The 21,954-nt window shown below is 64.7% G+C and carries 15 protein-coding genes and 2 pseudogenes; 5 read left to right on the top strand and 12 right to left on the bottom strand.

Translation table 11 applies throughout. The annotated features are described in order from the left end of the window. Window positions 1-4: 4 nt before the first annotated feature. The 4 genes and pseudogenes from THSYN_RS16590 to THSYN_RS35995 form a co-directional block, all read right to left on the bottom strand. Window positions 5-2,278, bottom strand: a complete 2,274-nt coding sequence (locus THSYN_RS16590) for an NADP-dependent malic enzyme (RefSeq protein ID WP_100920113.1) — start codon at window positions 2,276-2,278, stop codon at window positions 5-7. Window positions 2,279-2,470: 192 nt separating this feature from the next. Next, window positions 2,471-2,719, bottom strand: coding sequence for a hypothetical protein (locus THSYN_RS16585; protein ID WP_172965206.1), 249 nt, complete (start codon window positions 2,717-2,719; stop codon window positions 2,471-2,473). 635 nt (window positions 2,720-3,354) lie between these two features. Next, a pseudogene (gene rhuM / locus THSYN_RS37580) lies at window positions 3,355-3,658 on the bottom strand (RhuM family protein); the annotation flags it as partial. Between the two features lie 886 nt (window positions 3,659-4,544). After that, window positions 4,545-5,579, bottom strand: coding sequence for a hypothetical protein (locus THSYN_RS35995; RefSeq protein ID WP_236848584.1), 1,035 nt, complete (start codon window positions 5,577-5,579; stop codon window positions 4,545-4,547). Between the two features lie 198 nt (window positions 5,580-5,777). On the opposite strand from THSYN_RS35995, the gene THSYN_RS16565 reads away from it, so the two are divergent. Continuing rightward, window positions 5,778-7,454: a DUF6399 domain-containing protein gene (locus THSYN_RS16565; RefSeq protein WP_100918590.1), complete on the top strand. Its 1,677-nt coding sequence runs from the start codon at window positions 5,778-5,780 to the stop codon at window positions 7,452-7,454. Between the two features lie 601 nt (window positions 7,455-8,055). Here THSYN_RS16565 and THSYN_RS16555 read toward each other — a convergent pair. Next, the gene (locus tag THSYN_RS16555; RefSeq protein WP_100920111.1) at window positions 8,056-9,348 is read right to left on the bottom strand and encodes an ATP citrate lyase citrate-binding domain-containing protein; all 1,293 of its coding nucleotides are present in this window, start codon (window positions 9,346-9,348) and stop codon (window positions 8,056-8,058) included. A gap of 568 nt (window positions 9,349-9,916) precedes the next feature. Here THSYN_RS16555 and THSYN_RS16550 point away from each other — a divergent pair. The 4 genes from THSYN_RS16550 to THSYN_RS16535 are packed head-to-tail and all read left to right on the top strand — an operon-like array spanning window position 9,917 to window position 15,017. Continuing rightward, complete coding sequence (locus THSYN_RS16550; RefSeq protein ID WP_100920110.1) at window positions 9,917-11,197, top strand: CoB--CoM heterodisulfide reductase iron-sulfur subunit A family protein; 1,281 nt, start codon at window positions 9,917-9,919, stop codon at window positions 11,195-11,197. Window position 11,198: 1 nt separating this feature from the next. Beyond that, the gene (locus THSYN_RS16545) at window positions 11,199-13,463 is read left to right on the top strand and encodes an FAD-dependent oxidoreductase (RefSeq protein ID WP_100920109.1); all 2,265 of its coding nucleotides are present in this window, start codon (window positions 11,199-11,201) and stop codon (window positions 13,461-13,463) included. Next, entirely contained in the window at window positions 13,463-14,104 is a 642-nt protein-coding gene (locus THSYN_RS16540; protein WP_100920108.1) for a 4Fe-4S dicluster domain-containing protein, read from the top strand. Before THSYN_RS16545 ends, THSYN_RS16540 begins: the two co-directional genes overlap by 1 nt. Before the next feature lie 10 nt (window positions 14,105-14,114). Then, window positions 14,115-15,017, top strand: coding sequence for a CoB--CoM heterodisulfide reductase iron-sulfur subunit B family protein (locus THSYN_RS16535; RefSeq protein ID WP_100920107.1), 903 nt, complete (start codon window positions 14,115-14,117; stop codon window positions 15,015-15,017). Window positions 15,018-15,284: 267 nt separating this feature from the next. On the opposite strand, the pseudogene THSYN_RS16530 reads toward THSYN_RS16535, so the two are convergent. The 7 genes and pseudogenes from THSYN_RS16530 to aprB form a co-directional block, all read right to left on the bottom strand. Continuing rightward, window positions 15,285-15,716: pseudogene (locus THSYN_RS16530) on the bottom strand (DUF29 domain-containing protein). 327 nt (window positions 15,717-16,043) lie between these two features. After that, the gene (locus tag THSYN_RS16525; protein ID WP_100920106.1) at window positions 16,044-16,790 is read right to left on the bottom strand and encodes a hypothetical protein; all 747 of its coding nucleotides are present in this window, start codon (window positions 16,788-16,790) and stop codon (window positions 16,044-16,046) included. 518 nt (window positions 16,791-17,308) lie between these two features. Then, window positions 17,309-17,536: a DUF4351 domain-containing protein gene (locus THSYN_RS35990; protein ID WP_236848583.1), complete on the bottom strand. Its 228-nt coding sequence runs from the start codon at window positions 17,534-17,536 to the stop codon at window positions 17,309-17,311. Next, window positions 17,524-17,892 (bottom strand): hypothetical protein, encoded by a 369-nt coding sequence (locus THSYN_RS35985; RefSeq protein ID WP_236848582.1) that lies wholly within the window; start codon window positions 17,890-17,892, stop codon window positions 17,524-17,526. The genes THSYN_RS35990 and THSYN_RS35985 overlap by 13 nt, the downstream gene beginning before the upstream one ends. A 277-nt stretch (window positions 17,893-18,169) precedes the next feature. Further along, on the bottom strand, window positions 18,170-19,066 hold the full coding sequence (locus THSYN_RS16515) for a YkgJ family cysteine cluster protein (RefSeq protein WP_100920105.1): 897 nt from the start codon (window positions 19,064-19,066) through the stop codon (window positions 18,170-18,172). A gap of 277 nt (window positions 19,067-19,343) precedes the next feature. Then, window positions 19,344-21,377, bottom strand: a complete 2,034-nt coding sequence (aprA, locus tag THSYN_RS16510; protein ID WP_100920104.1) for an adenylyl-sulfate reductase subunit alpha — start codon at window positions 21,375-21,377, stop codon at window positions 19,344-19,346. A 102-nt stretch (window positions 21,378-21,479) separates the two neighbouring features. Next, window positions 21,480-21,953 (bottom strand): adenylyl-sulfate reductase subunit beta, encoded by a 474-nt coding sequence (gene aprB / locus THSYN_RS16505; protein ID WP_100920103.1) that lies wholly within the window; start codon window positions 21,951-21,953, stop codon window positions 21,480-21,482. Window position 21,954 lies beyond the last annotated feature (1 nt).

Here is a 21,954-nt window from a genome sequence, read left to right as displayed (position 1 = left end):
GTCCTCAGCCCGCCTGCACCGCCGCCAGCGCGGTCATGTTGAGCAGGCCGCGCACCGAGGTGCTGGTGCTCACGATGTGTGCCGGGCGGTCGGCGCCCAGCAGCATGGGTCCGACGTTGATGGAACTGCTGCCCCCGGCCGTGGAGCGCAGCAGGTTGAGCGCGATATTGGCGGCGGCCTGGTTGGGCATGATGAGCAGGTTGGCGCGTCCGGTGAGCCGGGAGTCCGGGAAGCGCCGCGCGCGCAGTTCCGGGTCCAGGGCCAGGTTGGGCTGCATCTCGCCCTCCACCTCGAGCGCCGGGTCGCTCGCGCGCAGCAGTCGCAGGGCCTCGCACATCTTCTCCGCGGAGGGGGTGTGGCGGGTGCCGAAGTTGGAGTGTGAGCACAGCGCGATCTTGGGCTCGAGCCCGAAGCGGGCGACCTGCGCCGCGCACAGGCGCGCGATCTCCGCCAGGTCCGCGGCGCTCGGGTCCTCCTGCACATAGGTGTCGGCGATGAAGAGCGGCCCCTGCGACAGGATGACCGCGTTCATGGCCGTAAGCCGATGGACCCCGGGGGCGCAGCCGATGATCGCCTGGACGTGCTCCAGGTGGCGCAGGTAACGCCCGACCACGCCGCAGATCATGGCGTCCGCATCGCCCGAGCGCAGCACGGCCGCGGCGAGCACGGTCGGGGATTTGCGCACATACTCGCGCACCTCCGTGAGGGTATAGCCGCGGCGCTTGACGCGCTCGTAGACGGTCGTGCAGTGGGTGTCGAAGCGCGGGTTCTCCGACGGGATGATCAGGTCGAAGTCCTCCCCGGGGCGGATGGAGAGCCCCAGGTCCTGCAACCCCTGGCGGATCTGTTCCGGCCGGCCGATGAGCAGGGGCCGGGCGATCCCCTCGCTCACCGCCTGCTGCGCGACCTGCAGCACCTTCTCCTGCTCGCCCTCGGCGAACACCACCCGCCGCCGCGGCGCGGCGCGGGCGTGGTCGAAGACCGGCTTCATGGTCATGCCGCTGCGGAAGGCGCGCAGCGACAGGGTATTACGATAGGCGTCCAGATCCGCGATAGGGCGGCTGGCCACGCCCGACTCCATGGCTGCGCGGGCGACCGCGGGGGCCAGGTGGGCCATGAGCCGCGGGTCGAAGGGCCGCGGGATCAGGTACTCGGGGCCGAAGCTCAGGCCCTGGCCGCCATAGGCCGCGCGCACGATGTCGGACGGCTCCGCCATCGCCAGATCGGCGATGGCATGAACACAGGCGATCTCCATCGCCTTGTTGATCCGGGTCGCACCGCAGTCCAGAGCGCCGCGGAAGATGAAGGGGAAGCACAGGACGTTGTTGACCTGATTGGGAAAGTCCGAGCGACCGGTGGCGATGATGGCGTCCGGGCGGGCGGCGCGGGCCAGATCCGGCATGATCTCCGGGTTCGGGTTGGCGAGCGCCATGATGATGGGGCGCTGCGCCATCCGGGCCAGCCACTCGGGTTTCAGCACCCCCGCCGCGGACAGCCCCAGGAACAGGTCGGCGCCGACGATCGCCTGCTCCAGGGTGCGCAGGTCGGTGTCCACCGCATAGCGGTCCTTGTAGGGGTCCATCACCTCCGGGCGCCCGCGGTAGACCACACCCGCGATGTCCGTGACCATGATGTTCTCAGGTCTAAGCCCCAGTTCCACTAAGAGGTCCAGGCAGGCGAGCGCCGCCGCGCCGGCCCCGGCCGTCACCAGGCGCACCGACCCGATGTCCTTGCCAACCACCCGCAGGCCGTTCAGGATCGCCGCGCAGACCACGATGGCGGTGCCGTGCTGGTCGTCGTGGAAGACCGGGATGCCCATGCGCTCCTGGAGCGCCTGCTCGATGATGAAGCAGTCCGGGGCCTTGATGTCCTCCAGATTGATGGCGCCGAAGGTGGGCTCCAGGCGCGCCACGGTCTCGATGAACTGCTGCGGGTCGCGCTCCTCGATCTCGATATCGAACACGTCGATATCGGCAAATTTCTTGAACAGCACCGCCTTGCCTTCCATCACCGGCTTGCTCGCGAGACTGCCGATGGGGCCCAGGCCCAGCACCGCGGTGCCGTTGGTGATGACCCCGACCAGGTTGGAGCGGGCGGTATAGAGGGCGGCGGTCTGCGGATCGCGCACGATCTCCTCGCAGGCGACCGCCACCCCGGGGGAGTAGGCGAGCGCCAGATCGCGCTGATTGGCGAGCGGCTTGGTCGCCTTGATCTCCAGCTTGCCGGGGCGGGGGTACAAGTGGTACGCGAGGGCGTCCTGTCTCAGATCGTCGGACATAGTGGTTCTCGTGGAGGGGGTCGCCCGAGGGGGTCGCTCGCGGCGCGCGAAGACCGGTCATTGTGCTGCGCCGACCCGGGTTCGGCAACCACCCGAGCGCCCCGCCGTAGGGTCCGCTGCGCGGACCATTCCCCCCGCCCGCCCGGAGGGGCGTCACCGTAAGCGTCGCGCAGCGACCCCGTGGGAGCGGCTTCAGCCGCGACGAGCCCAGCGCGGGAGATGCGGCATCGCCGTCCCCGCCGCGGCGCCGCATCGCGACCGGATGCCGCCCAATCGAGGAACTCTCGTCGAGGGGGTCGCGGGCGATGTCGTCGAACCGGTCGACCCATATTGGACCTCGATCAGCACCAACTCGCCGCGGTGGTTGCGCACCTTCAGATCCAGGCGGTTGCAGCGGTCGTCGGCCGCGTCGCGGTGCGACTCCGATTCCAGGACCTCCATGATCCGTGTTTCACCTGGGCGGCCTTCGGTCGCGCCATCGATAAAGCTTGGTATCGCCAAACCCCGCATCACCGAGTCGCGCTGCCTGCAATACGAACTGGTGTTTGCGTGAAACTTGTCGCGCGCTTGATGAGCGAGTACGACCGAGGAACCGGATGCGGGAAAACTGCGCCATTATGTAGCAGCCGCACATGATCCAACCCGGCCGAACCGGGAGAATCTCCCCTCACCTGATAGCGAGGAGTCGGATTCATGGCGGAGTTACACGTAATGAGCGCATTGGTGGCGAAGCGGGGCGAGTTGGCCGGGCAGGCGCAGCTGTGTCACCAGGAATTGCAGCGGCTGGCGGCGGAGTTGGGGCATCTGGACGCGATGATCCGGCTGTTCGCCCCGGCGTACGACCTCGGCGCGATTCGGGCGCGCAAACGGCGCCGCGGCCAGCGTTGGTTCGCGCCGGGGGAATGCCAGCGGCTGGTATTGGAAGTCCTGCGCGATGCCGACGGGCCTTTGTCGGACCAGGGTGTGGCGGAGGCCGTTGCGGTGCGCAAAGGCTTGCAGGAGCGCCCCGAGGTCCTGGCGGCGCTCCACAAGACGAGCCTGGCGATGCTGCGGCGCCTGACCGGCAAGGACGCGGCGCGGGCACACTTGGTGAGGATGTCGGAGAAGATCTCCCCCGTTGGACCAGCGCCGGGTGTCCTCGCGATAGGCCGCCTCGTTGGCGTAGCCAAAATGGGCATCGGCAGAGTTGGCCCGGGCGAGGATGATTTCAGCGGCGGTCTGCCGCGTCACTTCATACTGCAGCAGGTTTTGCACCGTGGCGAAAAATTGCTGGGTGGTCTGATCGGTCTTGTCGTAATCGGCGGCCAGTGCGAACAGGTCGCGCACTTTTTGATAGAACCGCTTTTCCGAGGCGCGGATGTCGCGGATGCGCGCCAGCACGCTCGATCAAGAACTGCATGGCCTCGAAGCCGTTGTCGCCGTGGGCAAAGCCGGTGTGACTGAGGAAGCCGAGATAGCCCTTGTTGACCTGGACCCGCTCGGGCATCTCCGGCCCGTCCCCGCTGACCGCACCCTTCGCGCCCTGGGCCGAGATGGTGCCGGGGCCGTTGGATGCGGTCAGCCCGAGCAGCACCGAGAAGGCGAAGCGCCCATCGGCATCGGGTCGGCACCCCAGCAAGGCCAGGTAGGCGGTCTCGGTGAAGCTCCAGTCGTCGATCAGGGATTGCACCGGGACGCCGCCGAACTGATCCGCGCCCTGGCGGGACGGGTTCACCGATGCGCCGACGATCGTCGCCGCGACGCGCAGGTGCCAGGGCAGGTTGGTCAGGGTCGTCACCGAGATCCGCTTGTGCAGCAGCGGGCGCCAGGCGACGTGGAAACAGATGGCGGCGAGCACGGCGTCCGCGCTCGGGTGGCCGCCCCGTGCGGCGGCCAGGCCGGTCAGGTAGCGCAGGATGGCAGTCTCGAGCGCGCCGCGGGCACTCGCTCCCGCGAGCATTGCCTCGGCCAAGGGGTCCAGCTCGGCGGCCAACAGCGTGCCGGCCTGCTCCGCAGAGGTGGCGGCGATGCGGGCAGCGACGGCGACGTGCGGATCAGCCAAGTCCGTGATGCCTGACTGCCGAAAGACCTCCAGCAGCGTCTGCACGGCCGTGCGGGCACCCTCCACCATCTTGGGCCCGATCAGCGCGACCGCCGCGCACAGCGCTGTGTTCGGGCTGCTTCCGGCCTCGCGGGCGGCGTGCGCCGCGGCGAGCATCGGCGTGCCATGCAGGTCGACATAGGCGTTCAGCGCGACATTGGCGAGCGCGCGACCGGTGTCGTCGGGCTACTCGCGCACCAGGGCCAGGACCAGGTTTTCCTCGTAGGCACGGGTCGCGAGATCCAGGATGCTGAGGCCGTGCAGCCGCGTGATCTGAGTCTCCGGGTCCATCATGGAGGCCCCGGAGGCGTCTTTCATCACCTCCCGCGGTGGGATGACGCCGACCTGGCGGTTGACTGCGTCGATCTGCTCCTTGAAGGGCTCGACGGCCGGCACCGATTTGACGTCGAGCGCCGCGGGCAACGCGAGCCCGGTGTCATCGGCGAACCAGCACTTCATCGACAGGTCGCCGATCGGAGCGAAGTCCGGTTGCCGGCGATTGAGCGCCATCACGGCGGTCATGGCCGACGGGATGTCGGCGATGTTGGTGACGACCGCACCCTTGGCCGAGAAGACCGGGTGATCGGCGGTATAGATGGCATCGACGCCGAACTTCTCCATGAACCAGCGCTCCTTGGCGGCGGCATTGTCGCCGCTGCCGGCGATGGCACCGGCGTGGCCGCAGGCCTTGGTCAACCGGTCCTTCCAGCGCCCGACGATGCAGGCGATCACCGGCTTCTCGAACACCAGGTCCCGTTCGTAGTAACCGCCAGGCTCGATGTACATCACGGCGGCATGGCTGCGGCGGTCGTTGTGGAAGGCGTTCGTGAACTCGGCGGCTGCGAAGTGGATATAGACGTCCTTGCCGGACGACAGCGACACGGTGGTCCCCCAGCCGGCGGTCAGCAGGTAGACGGCGATCGTGGTCGTGAAGTTGCCGGAGTTCGAGTAGATCGCGACCGTACCCGGCACCAGCGACTCGGCCGGATGGGTGCCGCCCAGCGCCCCGCCGATGCGCACATGGTGGTGGGCATCGGCGATGCCGAGACAGTTGCCGCCGAAGACGTCGACACCCTGCAGTTGACAGTACTGGCGGATGATCCGGGCATCGCTGAGCGGGACCTTCTCGGTCAGGATGACCACGCGGGTGAGCAGGGGGTTGACCCGCACCGCCTCGATGACCGCGTCACTGACCCCGGCCGGCGGTACGGCCTTGATCATAAATCCGGCCAAGACCTAGCGTAGGGCTTGGTTAACCCCCACTGGAGAGCGGCAGGACCCGCGAAATTGTGTACCCTTGGAAGTGCAAACAAACCGAGGGAGAAGCACGATGTTCGAAGGTCCTGCCGGGATCGACTTTAGCGCAGACATCGGGTCGACGCCATCGGGCGTGGTCCGGCGGTCGGCCGGCGGTGGGTCGTGAAGCACCGCTCGCGCCTGGAGCGAGCCGAACAGCGCGGGGCGGCCGTGGCCCGCTTGGCGACGGGGCAGCCGCAACGCCACGTCGCCGCCGAACTGGGCGTGGCGCGCAGCACCTTGCAGGACTGGTGCAAGCCGACCCCGGTCGGCGCGGCCCCGGCGGTGTTGGCAGCCTTCGTGGCGACCCCTGAGGGCGTGCAGTGGCTGCACCAAGTGGTGGTGGCGGCGCACTTCGTCATCACGCTGCACGGCGGTGCCGGGGTGCGGATGGTGTGTGAATTCTTGAAGTTGAGTGGGTTGTCGGCGTTCGTCGGCGCGAGCTATGGCACCCACCAGGCCCTCAATGCGGCCTTGGAGGAGATGGTGGTCGCCGTGGCGCGTGAGCAACGGGCGGCGTTGGCGGTGGGCATGCCGCACCGCGCGATCACGGCGTGCGAGGATGAGACCTTTCATCCGCAGATTTTGTTGGTCATGTTGGAGCCGGTGTCGAACTTTCTGCTGCGCGAACAGTACGCCGCCGATCGCACGGCGGCCACCTGGACGCAGGCGTTGCGCGCGGGTCTGGACGGCTTGAACGTGACCGTGATCCAGGGCACCAGCGACGAGGCCACAGCGTTGCGCCGCCATATCCAGACGGATTGTGCGGCCCATCATTCCCCGGACCTGTTTCATGTGCAACAGGAGGTGTCCAAGGGCACCAGCCTACACTTGGTCCGCCACGTGAAACAGGCGGGCGCCAGCGTCGCGGCCGCCCAGACGTCGCTGGACGCTGAGCGGGCGACCGCGCAGGCCTATGACGCCCAATCCCCGCGTCCGCGCGGGCGCCCACCGGCGTTCGCGCCCCGCATTGAAGCCGCCCTGGCGGTCGTGGTGCAGGCCGAAGCCGATCAGGTACAGGCGCAAGCGCGTCAGGCCGAGGCCCGTGAACTGGTGCGTGAGTTGGGGACCCTCTATCACCCCTATGAGTTGGAGCAGGGACAGGCGCAGCCCGTGGCGCGCATCGCGCAACGCTTTGCCGACGTGTGGACGCGGCTGCAACAGCTGGCCGACGCGGCCGATCTGCCAACGCGCGCCCGTGAGCGCCTGGCCAAGGCGCAGCGCCTGACGATTCAGTTCCTTGCCACCATTACCTTTTTCTTTGCGACCGTGCAGGCCAAGGTCGAGGCGCTGAATCTGCCGCCCGCCGTGGAACTGGCGTTGCTCACGCAGCTGATTCCGGCGCTCTACCTCGAGCGCGTCGCCAATCGCAGCACGCTCGCTGAACCGCGCCACCGTCTGCACGCCCTGAGCCGGCAGTTGCTCGAACCGCTGCGCCAACGCGATCATCCGCTCCAGGCCCTCCCAGAGGCCGAGCGCGCGCGCCTCGAACAGGTGGCCGGTGACTGCGCCGACCTGTTCCAGCGCAGCAGTTCCAGCGTGGAGGGGCGCAACGGCCAACTGTCCCTACATCACCATGGCCGACATCGCCTGAGCGACCGCAAGCTCGAGGCACTGACCGCCGTACATAACTTCCACCTCCGTCGCCCCGACGGGACCACTGCCGCTGAGCGCTTCTTCGGCCGGGCCCACGAAACGCTGTTCGCGCAGGTGCTCCAGCGCATGCCGTTGCCCCCGCCGCCAGCGCGCCGACGACCGCGCCCGCCCAAGCCGCCCGCGCTCCTGCCGGTAGCGGCGTAACGGGGGTGGCCGGAACGATGATCAAGGCCGGCGGTACATAGACGACCGCGACATTGAAGCGGTGGCCGGCCTCCAGGGCCTCGGAGACCGTATTGTAGACCGGGATGTCGTTGAGTTCGGTCTTCAGCACTGAGCCGGAGCGCCCCGGCTGCACGCCGCAGACCACGTTGCCGCCGGAGTAGGTATGGCTGATCGGGGTCACCGTGCGGCTCTCGTTGCCGAGGATGTTCAGTACGCACACCCGGTCGTCGCGGGTCGCGAGCTGGGCCAGGTTACCGTTGCCGACAAAATAATGGGGGAACTCGGGGATACCCTTGCGGCGCATGGCGCCGAGGAACTGGGAGTCGTTGGCAGACATAGCGAATCTCGTGTTGCGGGCGGGTTGGTCGGGCTTGTGTTAAGTAACGAGTCAAGAACAAGTTAACCACTGATACAATCGCTGTGCTTAGTCGTTGTCGTTGTCGTTGTCGTAATCGAGATTACGATACCCGCGAGGATTTTCTCGTACCTCGTCGTTTTACTTTCGGCCTGCTCATGCCCGAAGCGAATCGCTTATCCGATTACGACAACGACAACGACAACGACAACGAACGCTGGTTGTCTAACCGCTTTCTGACTCGTTACTTGAGAGGCCCATCTGGCGGCCGATCTCGGCACGGCCCCCATTGCGCATCCAGGAGTCGATGTCGCGGGCGTAATTGACCACGCCGCTCATGGCCGAGTCGTGGCCGAACATCCGATACGGCAGCCCGAGCCCGTCGAGGGTGTCCCTGAGATACGCCATACCGCGGATCAGGTTCGGTCCGCCGCGCCCGACGACGACGAACAGCGGCCGCCGGCCCTGGGTGTTGAAATAGTCCCGCAAGGCATCGGCCATGGCCCGGAAGGTGGTGTAGATGTCCGTGTTGTTGGCCTTGCCGCCGATGATGAACAGCACGTTGCTCTGCGCGAGCCAGTACTTGTAGACGATGCGGCTGATGTCGTACATCTTCTCGTACGGCGGGTTGCCGCCGAAGTCCGAGGAGATGTTGCCGGCGTCGCCCAGCAACTCGGTGACCAGCGCGTTGGCACCGCCGCCGAAGGTCATGGCCGTGATGGTGCCCTGGTCGTTGATCACGAACACGTCCGACTGGCCCTGGTAGGTCCGCAGCGCGTTGACCTCGATCTCGAAGGCCGAGTCGCTCGCGGATTCCAGGTTGTCGGGCAGACTCAGCCGATGCCAGGTCGGGTCGTCGCCGTCGAAGGCGCATTTGAAGTCACAGGCGACGGGGCTCAACCGCCCCTGACCCGTCGGCATCATGCGGATGGGATTGAGCTCCAGCATACTCATGCCGTAGTTATTGAAGAGGTCCCACAGCTTCGGCAGGTGCTGCACCAGCGGGCTGATGATCTCGCGCGGCGCGTCGATGCTGTCCAGCGCATTGGCGACGATGAACCCCTTGAAGCCGGTCAGGGCATCGAATGGGATGGTCGCGATCTGGTCGGGCGCCAGGCCTTCGATATCGACGCCGCCGTGGTGGGTGATGGTCAGCGTCGGGGCCCGGTAGCGGGTCGCGTCCGCGATCGACACATAGATCTCGTGCTCGGCCGGGACGGCACCCTCGAAGGTGACGCCCTCTGCCTTGGCCACCTGATTGCCGACCCGGTGCTCGACGAAGAACAGCCGCTCCTTCTCGCGCATTGCAGTGGCCAGGTCGGTCGCCCGCCCGATCAACCCGGACTTGCCCTTCTTGCCGATGCCGCCCTTGAAGATGGGCTTGATCAGCACACTACCCCAGCGGTCGATCAGGTCCTTGACCTGCGCGCCACTCGCGTCCGGACCCAGCACCTGCGCGGTCGGATAGTCCACATACTCAAGGAGCTTTGCCCCCCACAGCATCCCGGTGATGTGCATCGTTGTATCCCCCCGCCTGCGCGGAAAACCTCATTATCTAAAGAACTTGGTTTTGATCTTAGGTGCCGGTGCGAGCAAGGGTCAAGCGCCTTGATGATCGTTTCGGCAGCCGGTGCCCGGGACGCACGCCGGCCAGGACCGGCTGGTCGGACTCGTCGAAATCGCTCGCGACGGCGGCGGCGCTCAAGGTCTGGAACCGGCCGTGGGCGGCCAAGCACCGCAACGCGGGTTTGCACCGGATCGCGGAAGAATATTAGAATCCTCTAAATTGTCACTCCGCCACTTCAGGTTCAGGTCGCCCCATGCAGGACCCCAGTCTCCACCCGGACGCAGACCTCGACCGGGTCGGGGATTTCCCGGGAGGCACCCTTCGGGCGACTGACACTGTGGCTGGGCCGGCCGCGTGTCGAGGACCCCAGACACGCGGCGTGCCTCGTCGCCGGGCGCGACCGGATGCCGGCCCTGATCCTGCTCTTCGCCAAGCAATCCGGCACCCCCAACGCGGCCCCCGACGGACTGCCGGGACCAAAGTACCTGACCGTTTCGTAACCTGTGCAATGGAGATTCCATGACGGCACCAATCGCGACTAGCCAGACGATTCTCGTGGTCGGCGGTGGCATCAGCGGCATGACGACGGCGCTCGAAGCGGCGGAATGCGGCCGTGACGTGGTCCTGGTCGAACGCAGTCCGACCCTGGGTGGACGCACCGCGCTGCTGTACCGCTATTTTCCGAAGATGTGCCATCCGACCTGCGGGCTGGAGATCAATCTGCGGCGGCTCAAGGCCAGCCGGCGCGTGCGCGTGCTGACCATGACCGAGGTGGTGGGCATCAGCGGCCGGCGTGGGGCCTACCAGGCCACGCTGAAGATCCGTCCGCGCTACGTCGATGATCGCTGTACCGCCTGCGGCGATTGTACGGCCGCGGTCAGCGCGACGATCCCCAATCCCTACAACTATGGCATGGATCGGCTCAAGGCCGCGTACCTGCCGCACGCGATGGCGTATCCGCAGCGTTATGTGCTCGACCCGTCCATCATCGGCACCGCCGATGCGGACCTGGCGAAGGCGGCTTGCAAGATCGGCGCCATCGATCTGGAGATGCAGGAAGAGACAGTCCAACTCGACGTCGGCGCCGTGGTCTGGGCGACCGGCTGGCGGCCCTACGCGGCCGAGAAGATCCAGCCCTACGGTTACGGGCGTTTCCCCAATGTCATCACCAGCGTCGAGTTCGAGCGGTTGGCCGACCCGTCCGGGCCGACCGGCGGCAAGCTGCTGCGGCCATCCGACGGCAAGGAGGCGAAGAACATCGCCTTCATCCAGTGTGCCGGCTCGCGTGACGAGAACCACCTGCGCCACTGCTCGCGGATCTGTTGCATGGCCACCCTGAAGCAGACCCAGTATGTGCGCGAGGCACTGGGCGACGCGGGGCAGTCGACGGTCTATTACATCGACATCCGCTCCATCGATCGCCTGGAGGATTTTTACCGGATGGTGCAGCGCGATGCGACCGTGCGCTTCGTCAAGTCCAAGGTCGCGCGCATCGCGCAGGCCGACAACGGCGACCCGATCCTGCACGGGGTGGACACCGAGGGCTACCACCGCTACGCCACCCCGCACGACCTGGTGGTGCTGGCGATCGGCATGGAGCCCGAGTCCAACGGCATCATCCTGCCGGACGACCTGATCACCGATGCCTGCGGCTTCATCGAGGGCTCGGCCGATGGCGGTATGTGCGGCGCCGGCTCCGCCGCCAGCCCGCTCGACGTGAACCGCTCGGCGCAAAGCGCGACCGCCGCGGCGCTGCGCGCGATGAAAGTCATTCACCAGACGGCCAGCGAGGAGGCATAAGGTGGCAGATAAAAAATTTGGGGCGTATCTGTGTACCGGCTGCGGCCTGGGCGAGGTGCTCGATTTCGGCACGCTGGAGAAGGTGGCGCAGCGCGAAGGCAAGATGCAGGTGGTCAGACGCCACGGCTTCCTGTGCAGCGCCGAGGGCGTGCAGAGCATTCGCGATGACATCGCCAATGAGGGCGTCACCCATGTCATGATTGCGGCCTGCTCGCGCCGCGCCAAGACCGAGGCCTTCGCGTTTCCGGAGGTCGCCATGGCGCGCGCCAATCTGCGCGAAGGCGTGGTGTGGGTCCTGGCGCCGGGCGCGGAGCATGATGAGGTCCGCCAGGAGATGGCCGACGACTATGTGCGCATGGGTTGCGCCGAGCTCAAGAAGATGGCGGTGCCGGCCGGCAACCCGGACTGCGCCTCGAACAAGCGCATCCTGGTGGTCGGTGGCGGCATGTCGGGTCTGACGGCCGCCATCGAGGCGGCGGAGACCGGCTACGAGGTGCTGCTGGTCGAAAAGGAACCGGCACTCGGCGGCTGGGCGGCCAAGCTGTACAAGCGCGTGCCCTTCCGCGCGCCCTATGCCGAGCCGCAGGACACGGGCCTGGCCGAGCTGGTCGCGCGCGTCACCGCGCACCCCAGGATCCGCGTGTATCTGGCCTCCACCCTGGCCGAGACGGCCGGGGCGCCGGGCCGCTTTGCGGTGAAAATCGCAGCGCAGGACGGCGCCATCACGCAGGAGACCGTCGGCGCCATCGTCCAGGCCAGCGGCTTCTCGACCTATGACCTGGCGAAGCTGCCCGAACTGGGCGCCGGGCTGCCCGGGGTGGTCGATCAGGCCGGTCTGGAGCACCTGGCCAAGGTCGCCAACGGCGGCGCCATCCAGCGCGCCGATGGTCAGGCGATACGCAGTGTGGTCTTCGTTCAGTGTGCGGGCCAGCGCGACGAGGGCGGCACCCATCTGCCCTATTGTTCGGGTCACTGCTGCGCCACCAGCGTCAAGCAGGCGATGTATTTCAAGGACGTCAATCCGGATGTCGATACGGTGGTCCTGTATACGGACCTGCGCCTGCCCGGCATGGGGGAGGATTTTTACCGCAGCGCACAGAACAAGGGCGTGCTCTTCACCAAGGGCAAGGTCAGCACGGTCACGGCGGCGGGCACGGGTTGCAGCGTGAACTTCCGCGACCTGATCCTGGACGAGGAGGTGACGCTCGGCGCCGATCTGGTGGTGTTGGCCACCGGCCAGGTGCCGAACTCGGGTGTCGACATCGACCTCCTCGTCGAGCCGGCGCCCGAGGGCCAGACGCCGCAGGGCCAGCAGAGCGCAGACCAGACCCCGGTGGACCTGCCGCCCGTCATCCTGCCGCCCTCCATCCTGAATCTGACCTATCGCCAGGGTCCCGACCTGCCGCAGCTCAAGGCCGGGCTGGCCGACTCGCACTTCATCTGCTTCCCCTACGAGACGCGCCGCACCGGCATCTACGCGGCCGGCCCGGTGCGCCGTCCCATGGACATGCTGCAGGCCACCGAGGACGCCACCGGCGCGGCACTCAAGGCCATCCAGGCGGTGGAGAACGCGGCGCAGGGCCGTGCCGCCCATCCGCGTTCGGGCGATCTGTCTTACCCGATCGTCCGCCTGGAGGGCTGCACCCAGTGCAAGCGCTGTACGGTGGAGTGCCCGTTCGGTGCCATTGATGAGGACGAGCGGCGCTTCCCGGTCTTCAACGAATCGCGTTGCCGGCGCTGCGGCACCTGCATGGGGGCCTGCCCGGTGCGCGTGATCTCGTTCGAGAACTATTCGGTTGATACGGTGGGCAGCCAGATCAAGTCGCTCGACATGCCCGACGAGTTTTCCGAAAAGCCGCGTATCCTGCTGCTGGCCTGCGAGAACGACGCCTATCCGGCCTTGGACATGGCCGGCGTGTCACGCATCGTCTATTCCGCCTTCGTGCGGGCCATTCCGGTGCGCTGCCTGGGCTCGGTCAATACCATCTGGCTCACCGACGCCCTCAACAGCGGTTGGGACGGCGTGATGCTGATGGGCTGCAAGCGCGGCGATGATTACCAGTGCCACTTCGTCAAGGGGTCGGAACTGGCGTATTACCGCATGAGCAAGATCGACGACACCCTCCAGCAGTTGAGCCTGGAGAAGGAGCGGGTGGTCAGCTTTGAGGTTGCGATCACCGACAGCCGGCGCGTCGCGACCCTGATCAACGACTATGCGGAGACGATCAAGACCATCGGCATGTCGCCGTTGAAGGGGTTCAACTGATGAACGCACTGCGTACGACCGGTAACCAGAGCGCCGCCGCGGCGGCACCCTACCGCAACGACTTCCTCAAGGAAGTCGAGGCGCGGGTCGAAGACGGCGAATGGGTCAAGATGTGCATGCAGTGCGGCGTCTGTGCCGGCTCCTGCCCATTCGGCCCTTACTGGGAGCACACGCCGCAGAAGATCTTTATGATGATCCGCGCGGGTAAGCGCGCGGAGGTGCTCGGGTCCGACGCGATGTGGATGTGCACCTCCTGCTACAACTGCGTGGTGCGCTGCCCGCGTAAGCTGCCGATCACCCAGATCATGCACGGCATCGCGAGCTATGCCCAAGAACTGGGCATGGCGCCCAAGATGCAGCCGACGCGCGACTTTTCCATCCAGTTCTGGAACAACTGCACCACGACCGGCCGGGTCAACGAACTCAAATTGACCATGGGCCTGTACTTCAAGGACGGACTGGTGGCGGGCTTCAAGCAAGGCTGGACCATGCGCAAGATCGCGCTGGGGCTGGTCAAGGCCGGGCGGCTCAACCCGTTCGAGCTGTTCGGCGGCCACGGTTCCAAGGACCACAAGGGTATCGCCGCGATGCTGAAAAAGGCCCGCGACCTCCAAGCGCAGCGTCAGTCCCCAAACCACTGAGGCAATGATTATGGCCAAGAAGGAATACGCGTTCTACCCCGGCTGCTCCTCGCAGCGCAAGGCCTCCGCGGCCAACCTCCAGACCTCGGTCGCCTCGCTGTGCAAGGCCCTGGACATCACGCTGACCGAGATCCCGGACTGGAACTGCTGCAGCGCCTCGATCGCCTATGCCGGCGGCGGTGAACTGGAGCGCCTGGTCCTGAACGCGCGCAACTTCACCCTGGCGGCCAAGCACCTGCCCGGGCAGGACATCGTGGCCACCTGCGCCGCCTGCTGGCTCAATGCCCGCGAGTCGAAGGAGAAGATCGACGGCAGCGAGCAACTCAAGGCCGAGGCCAACGAGGCGCTGAAAGAGGCCGGGTTGAACTACCAGGGCAGCGGTCCGGTGCGCCATATGGTCGAGGTATTGATCGAGGACTTCGGCTACGAGGACCTCAAGCGGCGGGTGGTCAAGCCGCTCGGCGGCATCAAGTGTGCCGGTTATGTCGGCTGCCAGACCAACCGCCCCTTCGGGATCGCCGGGGAATCCTTCGAGAACCCCCTGTACCTCGACCACCTGATGGAGGCCGTCGGCGCTGAGGCACTGACGGCCTACGACCAGAAGGTCACCTGTTGCGGCGGCGCGCTGGCCTTCTCGGAACCGGACAAGAGCCAGAAGCAGATGCGCGACGTCGTCCAATCCGCCTACGACCACGGCGCCGAGATGATCGTCACGCCCTGTCCCCTGTGCCAGGCCAATGTCGAGGTCTACCAGTCCGAGATCAACCGCAAGCACGGCACCAAGTTCAACCTGCCGGTGCTCTATTACTCGCAACTGCTGACCGTGGCCTACGGCGGCTCCGTCAAGGAGGCCGGGCTCGATGGGCATATCATTGCGCCGACCAAGTTGAAAGAGATTGCGGCCAAGAAGTAAGTTGTAAGACCGGTCGGCAGGCCTTGAGCGCTCGGTCCTCGTGACATCGCCGGCCTTGGACTCCAGCAGGTAGCCGCTTGCCGGAGCGACGATCAAGGACCACCGAGGGGGTGATCTCCGTCGCGGCCGGGGGGCCGCTCCTGCGGTGGAGGAGCGGCCCCCCGGCCGCGACGGGTTGCCGCAAAGGCGCGTGGCCGGAGTGATGATCAGGGCCGTTTGTCGAGGTTAAGACCTTACCGACCCCTTCACCCCCCTTTACCCCCGGCGTCACCCCGGATAAAAATCCGTTGAAAGAACCTTCTCGATCTCCCATGGAAAGTCCTCGGGGAATAGATCAAGGCCGGTGTCATCGATCGCCTTAGCGGTTGCGTCCGCCCAGACCCCCTCTTGCCAGTTTGGATCGGCAAGCGCGGTCTTGAGGCTCGGCGTCTCGCGCAAGTGCGCCGCGATACTCCGGCGCTGTTCCTTGATCGTCCGCCGCCGGCTTGAGCCGCGGCGGCCAGGTTGGAACTGCCACTTGAGCAGGTGAGCCAAGAGAACTGCCATCCGGCTTCCCAACTCTCGCCGCTCGCTCTTGCCCACGTCTTCTATCTCCTCGGCGATTCACGCGATATCAATGTCGGAAAATCTGCCCGCTCTCAGTAATGCCGCCTGCTCGTCGGCCCAAACAATGATATCGGTCTCGTATGGCGTACCCACGGTCTTTCTCCACGATCATGTTACAGCAACCGACAGCCAGCGGCGGCGTTGAAGCCGTGGTCTGGCGCCATTTCTTCCCATTTCTTCCTTAAAGGGTACTGACCTGAATAGCACTGACTTAAGCCGCAGCATCGACAAATCAGCTAGTTACGGGAGGGTCGGCTAGCAGTCACTTGAGTGGAAGCGGCTTTTTCCGCCGTGTTTCCCGGCTTCTGCCCGGTCCGGAGCGATTTTTCGCGTGCTTCGCCGCATCGCAACCAGTTATTTCTGCGATGCTTGCAGCTTAAGTCAGTGCCATTCGGTACAGACCCCTTTACTCTGTTTGGCCTATTGTCCCTTTCCTGCCGCTCGTTTTATCGATGCGTTATTCAGCATCCAAATGGCGCCTTTTCTGACGTCATCGTCCGCATCGTTCATCAGACGCAATAGTACGTCTTTGTGAATCTCCGGATCTAAGCGTCCCTCAGCGTACCACCTTAGAGTACTATTCTGCGTGGTATCTAGGGCAATATCGATGAGCGCATTAGTGAAGGTTAGATATGTGCGATCTTGGGGTGTCAACTTAACCAGCGGGAGGATACTTGACCGGAAACTGAAGCTTTCGGACTTGTCGCGAAGAACAGTTGCAATGGCAGAGACAATTCTATCATCTCGGCAATCACTAAACTCTATAGCCCAGCGCCGAAACTCTTCTTCAATAATGTCAAAGTCAATCGCCCTTTGCGCACGTTCTTTGTCAAAGTAATTTCCGGATATCACCAATATTAAGGCATCAGTCTTATGCTCTTCGTCCTCGCTGTTCTTTCTTGCATCCGAAGCCTCGCGCTTTAAATTCGACAAGGCCATACGGCGGGGGTGCCTGAAGTCCTCGAGATCAGTAGCAATCCGGATAAACGCGCTCAAGAACTCAGATGCGTAACGGGTGACACCGAGAACTGCAATTGCACGTACTCTTTCGGACTCATCATTATTCTTGTCTAGAGCAAAGGCTAGCACTTCGGCCGCGATCTTGCTGGCCATAGATTTCGGAAGAAAGCGCAATTTTAATTCGATGAAGCCCAGAAGTTTTGACATGAGTTCCTAGCCTAACGTTCCCACCTGGCGGACGCTAGTACCGCCAAAGGGTTGATGGCTTGCAACGGCTGTTCGTTGATCCAGGTCAGGTAGACACAAATAAATGTTGGTTATGGTTGCCGGAAACCTGCCGGCAAGGCCCCGGAAGCGGCCCATCTGGCGACTGGGCGCTGATATGACTGCTTGCCTGCTGCCTGATCGGCGGGCGAGGCGTGTCGTCTCGCCGAGGGAATCAGTCGGGCCGCCGCCGGTCGATCAGGTCATGCAGGGGCGGTAGGAGCCCCTGGGCTTGATCATGGTTCCGGCCGGTGGCTGATGCGTACCCAGCGTCGCGCAGTGGGGGTTGGCAGCAAGCTCAAGCCCCTGCAGCGACGCAGGTTAGAAGAAATCTCTCACGGAGACACAAAGACACGGAGATCCGGACCTGTCTTTCTCCGTGTCTTAAGTGTCTCCGTGAGAGAAATTCCTGGACCAGGGGTTAGCAGCGATGGCCGCAACGATGATCAAGGCCCCCCGGTTCACGTCGGCTCGAACACCGCATCCAACGTCGGCGCGGTCAACCCCCGCTGAAACCAGGCGGCCAACTGGACCGACTCGGCTCCCGCCAACCGCGCCTCCACCAGGTCCGGCAAGGGTCCAAACCGCACCGCCAGCAGTTGCTCCAACAACTCACGTTGGCCCTCTCGCCGGCCCTCTTGCCGGCCCTTCTTGATCCCGATGCGCTCAGCAGTGGTCACGTATTGCATGTGCTCTGCCTCCTCGATGGTTTGGATACAGCGATGGTAGTCTTCTCGAAGTGCGTGTCCCGCTCGCCCTGGACCTCGGTGTGGATCAACACCCAGGTCTCATCGCCGCTGCGCCTCCACACTTTGATCAGCTTGTCCACATAGCGGCGATCCACGACCGCCCGGCGGGTGACTTTTTGCAGTTCTTTGTCGAGGAATTCATGTCCACGCGACCAGTCGATATCGGCGGCGGCCACGGGAAAAAAGAACTCGAGAAACTGCCGGTGCCAACGGTCGAGCAGGGCTTTCCACGGCGAGTCGTAGTCGTCGCGTGAGATCGCGGGTGGGGGTGGTTCCTGTGGGATCGGTTGGGTCATGGGGCGCTGGGGTCAGGTGCGGGGGTCCACTATTTTGGCCTCGATCATAACTCCGGCCACGGGTCCTTGGCCCAACCCGTCGCGGCCGGGGGCCGCTCCTACGACTTAGGAGCGGCCCCCGGCCGCGACGGGTGTCGTTGTCGTTGTCGTAATCGTAATCGAGGTTATCGTGGTGCCCCGGACTTTCTCGCACCCCAAGGTGCTTCGCTGCTCCGATTTCGATTACGACAACGACAACGACAACGACAACGATTGTGTTTCACTTGTGCCTGACTCGTTACTCAGCCGGGTCCTCATACATCTCGTCCTGCTCCATGGCCCGGCGCGCCGCCGCCTCGGTCGCGAGGCGCTGCTGTCGCTCCATGTGCCGCAGACGGCGCTGTTCGGCCGCTTCGCGCCGCAATGGGATGGTCTCTTCGCCGAACAGGACCTGGCGCAGAAAGCGGAAGCCGAACTGCATCAACTCCAGATCGTCGCAGAGGATGTTCTTCAACTCCTCGGCCGGCAGGTCGTAGATGTCGCTGAAGCCGTCGCTGGCGACGAATTGGCTGAAGCGGTCGAGGTCGTAGCAGACCATGAAGAAGAGTTCCAGGCTGCGCTTGGATGGTTTGCCGATGCTGGGGCCGGACGATTTCTTCTTCAGGATCAATTGGCGCCAGCCGCGCGCCGCATCGTCATAGTCTTCCAGCCCCTGTTCCTTGCGGTAGTCGGCGACGCTGATGGGGCGCGGCTCCTGGTGACCGAGACAGTGCGGCTCTTCGACCAGGGCGTAGGAGGAGCGGTCGGTGTATTCGTCCTGGCGGCGCAGCGACAGCAGCGCGACCGGGTAATAGCGGCAGGCGGTCGGGCGGTCTGCGTAGACGCTGCAGCCCGCGGGGGTCATGAAGCGGCAGGCCGTGCCATCGGCGACGGGGCGCAGTTTGACGCCGGCGATGCTGTCCTGCTCCATCTCGTAGGGGACCGTATAGTCCCGCAGGAATTCGCCGGAACTGATGGCGAAGCGGTGCTTCAGGCGCAGGATGTCGTAGGGGGTCAGGGAGATGTCGATATTGCTGCAGCAGGCATTCCAGCAGGAAATGCCGGGGCGGCACTGGAATTGGATGACCTTGCCGTCGTCAAAGGTTTGCGGGACCACCGGGCTGCCGGGGAAGGGGAGGGGCTGGGCATCTTGCATGGCGGTTACCTGGTGGTCGGTCCACGGAATAAGTGGCTGAAGGCGTTGGTGGGGCTTGACTTTGGTTACGGCTGAGGGGGCGAGAGGATCAGCGGTTTGCGCTGGCGAAGACGATGGGTTTCGCTGCGCTCTACCCATCCTACGGGGCTACAATAACCGCGATTACGACAACGACAACGATGCTATCGGCACTCGCTAATGGCCCCTTGCCAAGCAAAGGGCCGGGACGCCTTGCGGCGCCCGGCCCCGGGTCCGTTACGCGCTGGGCCTCAGGGGCCTAGTGGGCCGCGGCCTTGAACAGCTTGGACTTGTCCACCAGGTCGACGTGCTTGCGCTTGAAGCAGGTCCATTGCTTGGTGTTCTTGTCGTAGATGGAATTGACGAAGCAATGCCAGTTCTCCTCATCGACAAAGTTCTTGTCGGTGCGGTAGTAGAAGCCCGGATAGCGGGACTCTTCGCGGAACTGGATGTGCTTCATGTGGGCCTCCGCCGTGATGATGCGGTGGTAGTTCTCCCAGGCGCGCAGCAGTTCGTGCAGGTCCTTGGCGCGCATCTTGAGCGAATCTTCCTTGAGCATCCCCAGCTTGTATTCAGCCACCTCCAGCATCTTGTCGTTGGTGTTGTAGTAGGTGGAGGTGCCGGCCACATACTCGTCCATGATCTTCTGCAGGCGGAACTGCAGCATCTTGGGCGTGATGTAGTTGGGGTTGATGTCGATGGCGGTACTGTAATCCTTGTTTGCCAGGTAGTTGCGCACCGGTTGGTAGATCTCGGTCGCCAACTGTTCCACCGGGGTGTCGAGCTCGGGCGTCCAGTCCTTGTTGTCCAGCGCGTACTGGATCATGGCCTTGGAGGCCAGCCGGCCCTCGGTGTGCGAACCGGAGGAGAACTTGTGGCCGGAGGCGCCCACGCCGTCGCCGGCGGTGAACAGGCCCTTGACCGTGGTCATGGAGCGATAGCCCCAGTTCCAGCCGCGCGGCAGGTGGGCCGGCACGCCGTCGTAGTCGCCTTCATCGGCGGTGGGGGCACCGACGTCGGTCGGACCCGAGACCCAGATGCCGCAGCAGCCGGAGTGCGAGCCGAGCAGGTAGGGTTCGGTCGGGATCAGCTCGGAATTCTTCTTCTCGGGCTCGATGTTCTCGCCGACCCAGATGCCGCACTGGCCGATACACATATCCAGGAAGTCTTCCCAGGCCTCCGCTTCCAGGTGCTTGACCTCTTTGGGCGTCAGGGTCTCGCGCAGCTTGGCCAGGGCGCTGACGGTGTCCATGTAGATGGGGCCGCGCCCTTCCTTCATCTCCTTGAGCATCAGATGATTGCGCAGGCAGGAGGCGGGTACGGCGGCCTGGCCGTAGGGCGGATAGTCGTTGAGCATCTCCTTGTTCTTGACCATATAGTCTTCGCCGTAGGCATTGGTGGCCTTGGCCTTGAAGAGCAGGAACCAGGCGCCGACCGGGCCGTAACCGTCCTTGAAGCGGGCGGGGACGAAGCGGTTTTCCATCATCGTCATCTCGGCGCCGGCCTCGGCGGCCATGGCGTAGGTGGAGCCTGCGTTCCAGACCGGGTACCAGGCGCGCCCCGTGCCTTCGCCCACCGAGCGCGGGCGGAACAGGTTGACGCAGCCGCCGGCCGCCAGCAGCACGGCCTTGGCCTTATAGACGTGGATGGTGTTGGTACGCACCGAGAAGCCGACCGCGCCGGCAATGCGCGAGGGGTCGTTCTTGTCGTTGATCAGCTTGACGATGAAGATGCGTTCTTCGATGCGTGACAGGCCCAGTGCCTTCTTGGCGGCCTCGGCGACGATCCACTTGTAGGATTCGCCGTTGATCATGATCTGCCATTTGCCCGAGCGCACCGGTTTGCCGCCGTCTTTGAGCAGCGGCAGGCCTTCCTTGAGCGACTCGGCACCGTCATGGCGCACCCCGTCGGCGTCGGTCTTCCAGATCGGCAGGCCCCACTCCTCGAACAGGTGCACCGAATCATCGACATTGCGGCCCAGGTCATAGGCCAGGTCGTCGCGGGTGATGCCCATCAGGTCGTTGGAGACCATGCGGGCATAGTCGGCCGGGTCCTGCTCGGAGCCGATGTAGGTGTTGATCGCGGACAGTCCCTGGGCCACGGCCCCGGAGCGGTCCATCGCGGCCTTGTCCACCAGCTTGATCTTGAGTTCAGTGCCGGTTTCGGCCTTGAGGGCCTCGGCCCACCGCATCATCTCATAGGCCGCGCCGCAGCAGGCCATGCCGCCGCCGATCAGCAGGATGTCCAGCTCTTCCTGGACGACGGTGGGATCTTCAAAGGTACCTTGTGACATTCGCATTCACCGTTTGGAGTGTTTGGGGACAGCGGCTACCCACCGCGTGGGCCGCGCTCTGTCCCGCAACGAGTCAGGATGGTTGATGGTTGGAACGCCCGCTCAGCGGCGGATCAGTTCGTCCGGCCGGCCGGCACGATAGCCGCCCATCATTTCCTTGGTGAAGACGCCGGGGGCGCCGAGGTCGGCGATCTTGGGCATGGGCTTGTTGCCGTAGGGATCAATCGAGCCTTCGGCGGTGGTGCGGATCGGGAATTTGAAGCGCTTCATGGTGCCGTTGCGGAACTTGATGGTCCACATGATCGAGTCGGAGCCGCGCAGCGGCTGGACCGAACCGCCCAGCGGCACGATGTCGGCGTAATGGCGCACCTCGATCGCGTTTTGCGGACAGATCTTGACGCAGGAATAACACTCCCAACACTGCTCGGGTTCCTGGTTCCAGGCCTTCATGGCGTGCCCGGTGGCCGAGCCGTCCTTGTCCAGGGCCATCAGGTCGTGCGGGCAGATATACATGCAGGCGGTCTTGTCCTGACCCTTGCACCCATCGCATTTGTCGGTTCTTACATAGGTCGGCATT

The sequence above is a fragment of the Candidatus Thiodictyon syntrophicum genome (assembly GCF_002813775.1).
In the GTDB taxonomy this organism is placed as follows: Bacteria; Pseudomonadota; Gammaproteobacteria; order Chromatiales; family Chromatiaceae; genus Thiodictyon; species Thiodictyon syntrophicum.
Note: the sequence above shows the minus strand (reverse complement) of the source record. Positions and strands in the feature narration are given on the sequence as shown.

Bases quoted from the DNA above. Each gene is read 5' to 3' on its own strand.
- THSYN_RS16590 (WP_100920113.1), bottom strand. From the start codon at position 2,278: ATGTCCGACGATCTGAGACAGGACGCCCTCGCGTACCACTTGTACCCC.
- THSYN_RS16585 (WP_172965206.1), bottom strand. From the start codon at position 2,719: ATGGAGGTCCTGGAATCGGAGTCGCACCGCGACGCGGCCGACGACCGC.
- THSYN_RS35995 (WP_236848584.1), bottom strand. From the start codon at position 5,579: ATGATCAAGGCCGTACCGCCGGCCGGGGTCAGTGACGCGGTCATCGAG.
- THSYN_RS16555 (WP_100920111.1), bottom strand. From the start codon at position 9,348: ATGCACATCACCGGGATGCTGTGGGGGGCAAAGCTCCTTGAGTATGTG.
- THSYN_RS16550 (WP_100920110.1), top strand. From the start codon at position 9,917: ATGACGGCACCAATCGCGACTAGCCAGACGATTCTCGTGGTCGGCGGT.
- THSYN_RS16540 (WP_100920108.1), top strand. From the start codon at position 13,463: ATGAACGCACTGCGTACGACCGGTAACCAGAGCGCCGCCGCGGCGGCA.
- THSYN_RS16535 (WP_100920107.1), top strand. From the start codon at position 14,115: ATGGCCAAGAAGGAATACGCGTTCTACCCCGGCTGCTCCTCGCAGCGC.
- THSYN_RS16525 (WP_100920106.1), bottom strand. From the start codon at position 16,790: ATGTCAAAACTTCTGGGCTTCATCGAATTAAAATTGCGCTTTCTTCCG.
- THSYN_RS35990 (WP_236848583.1), bottom strand. From the start codon at position 17,536: ATGCAATACGTGACCACTGCTGAGCGCATCGGGATCAAGAAGGGCCGG.
- THSYN_RS35985 (WP_236848582.1), bottom strand. From the start codon at position 17,892: ATGACCCAACCGATCCCACAGGAACCACCCCCACCCGCGATCTCACGC.
- THSYN_RS16515 (WP_100920105.1), bottom strand. From the start codon at position 19,066: ATGCAAGATGCCCAGCCCCTCCCCTTCCCCGGCAGCCCGGTGGTCCCG.
- aprA (WP_100920104.1), bottom strand. From the start codon at position 21,377: ATGTCACAAGGTACCTTTGAAGATCCCACCGTCGTCCAGGAAGAGCTG.
- aprB (WP_100920103.1), bottom strand. From the start codon at position 21,953: ATGCCGACCTATGTAAGAACCGACAAATGCGATGGGTGCAAGGGTCAG.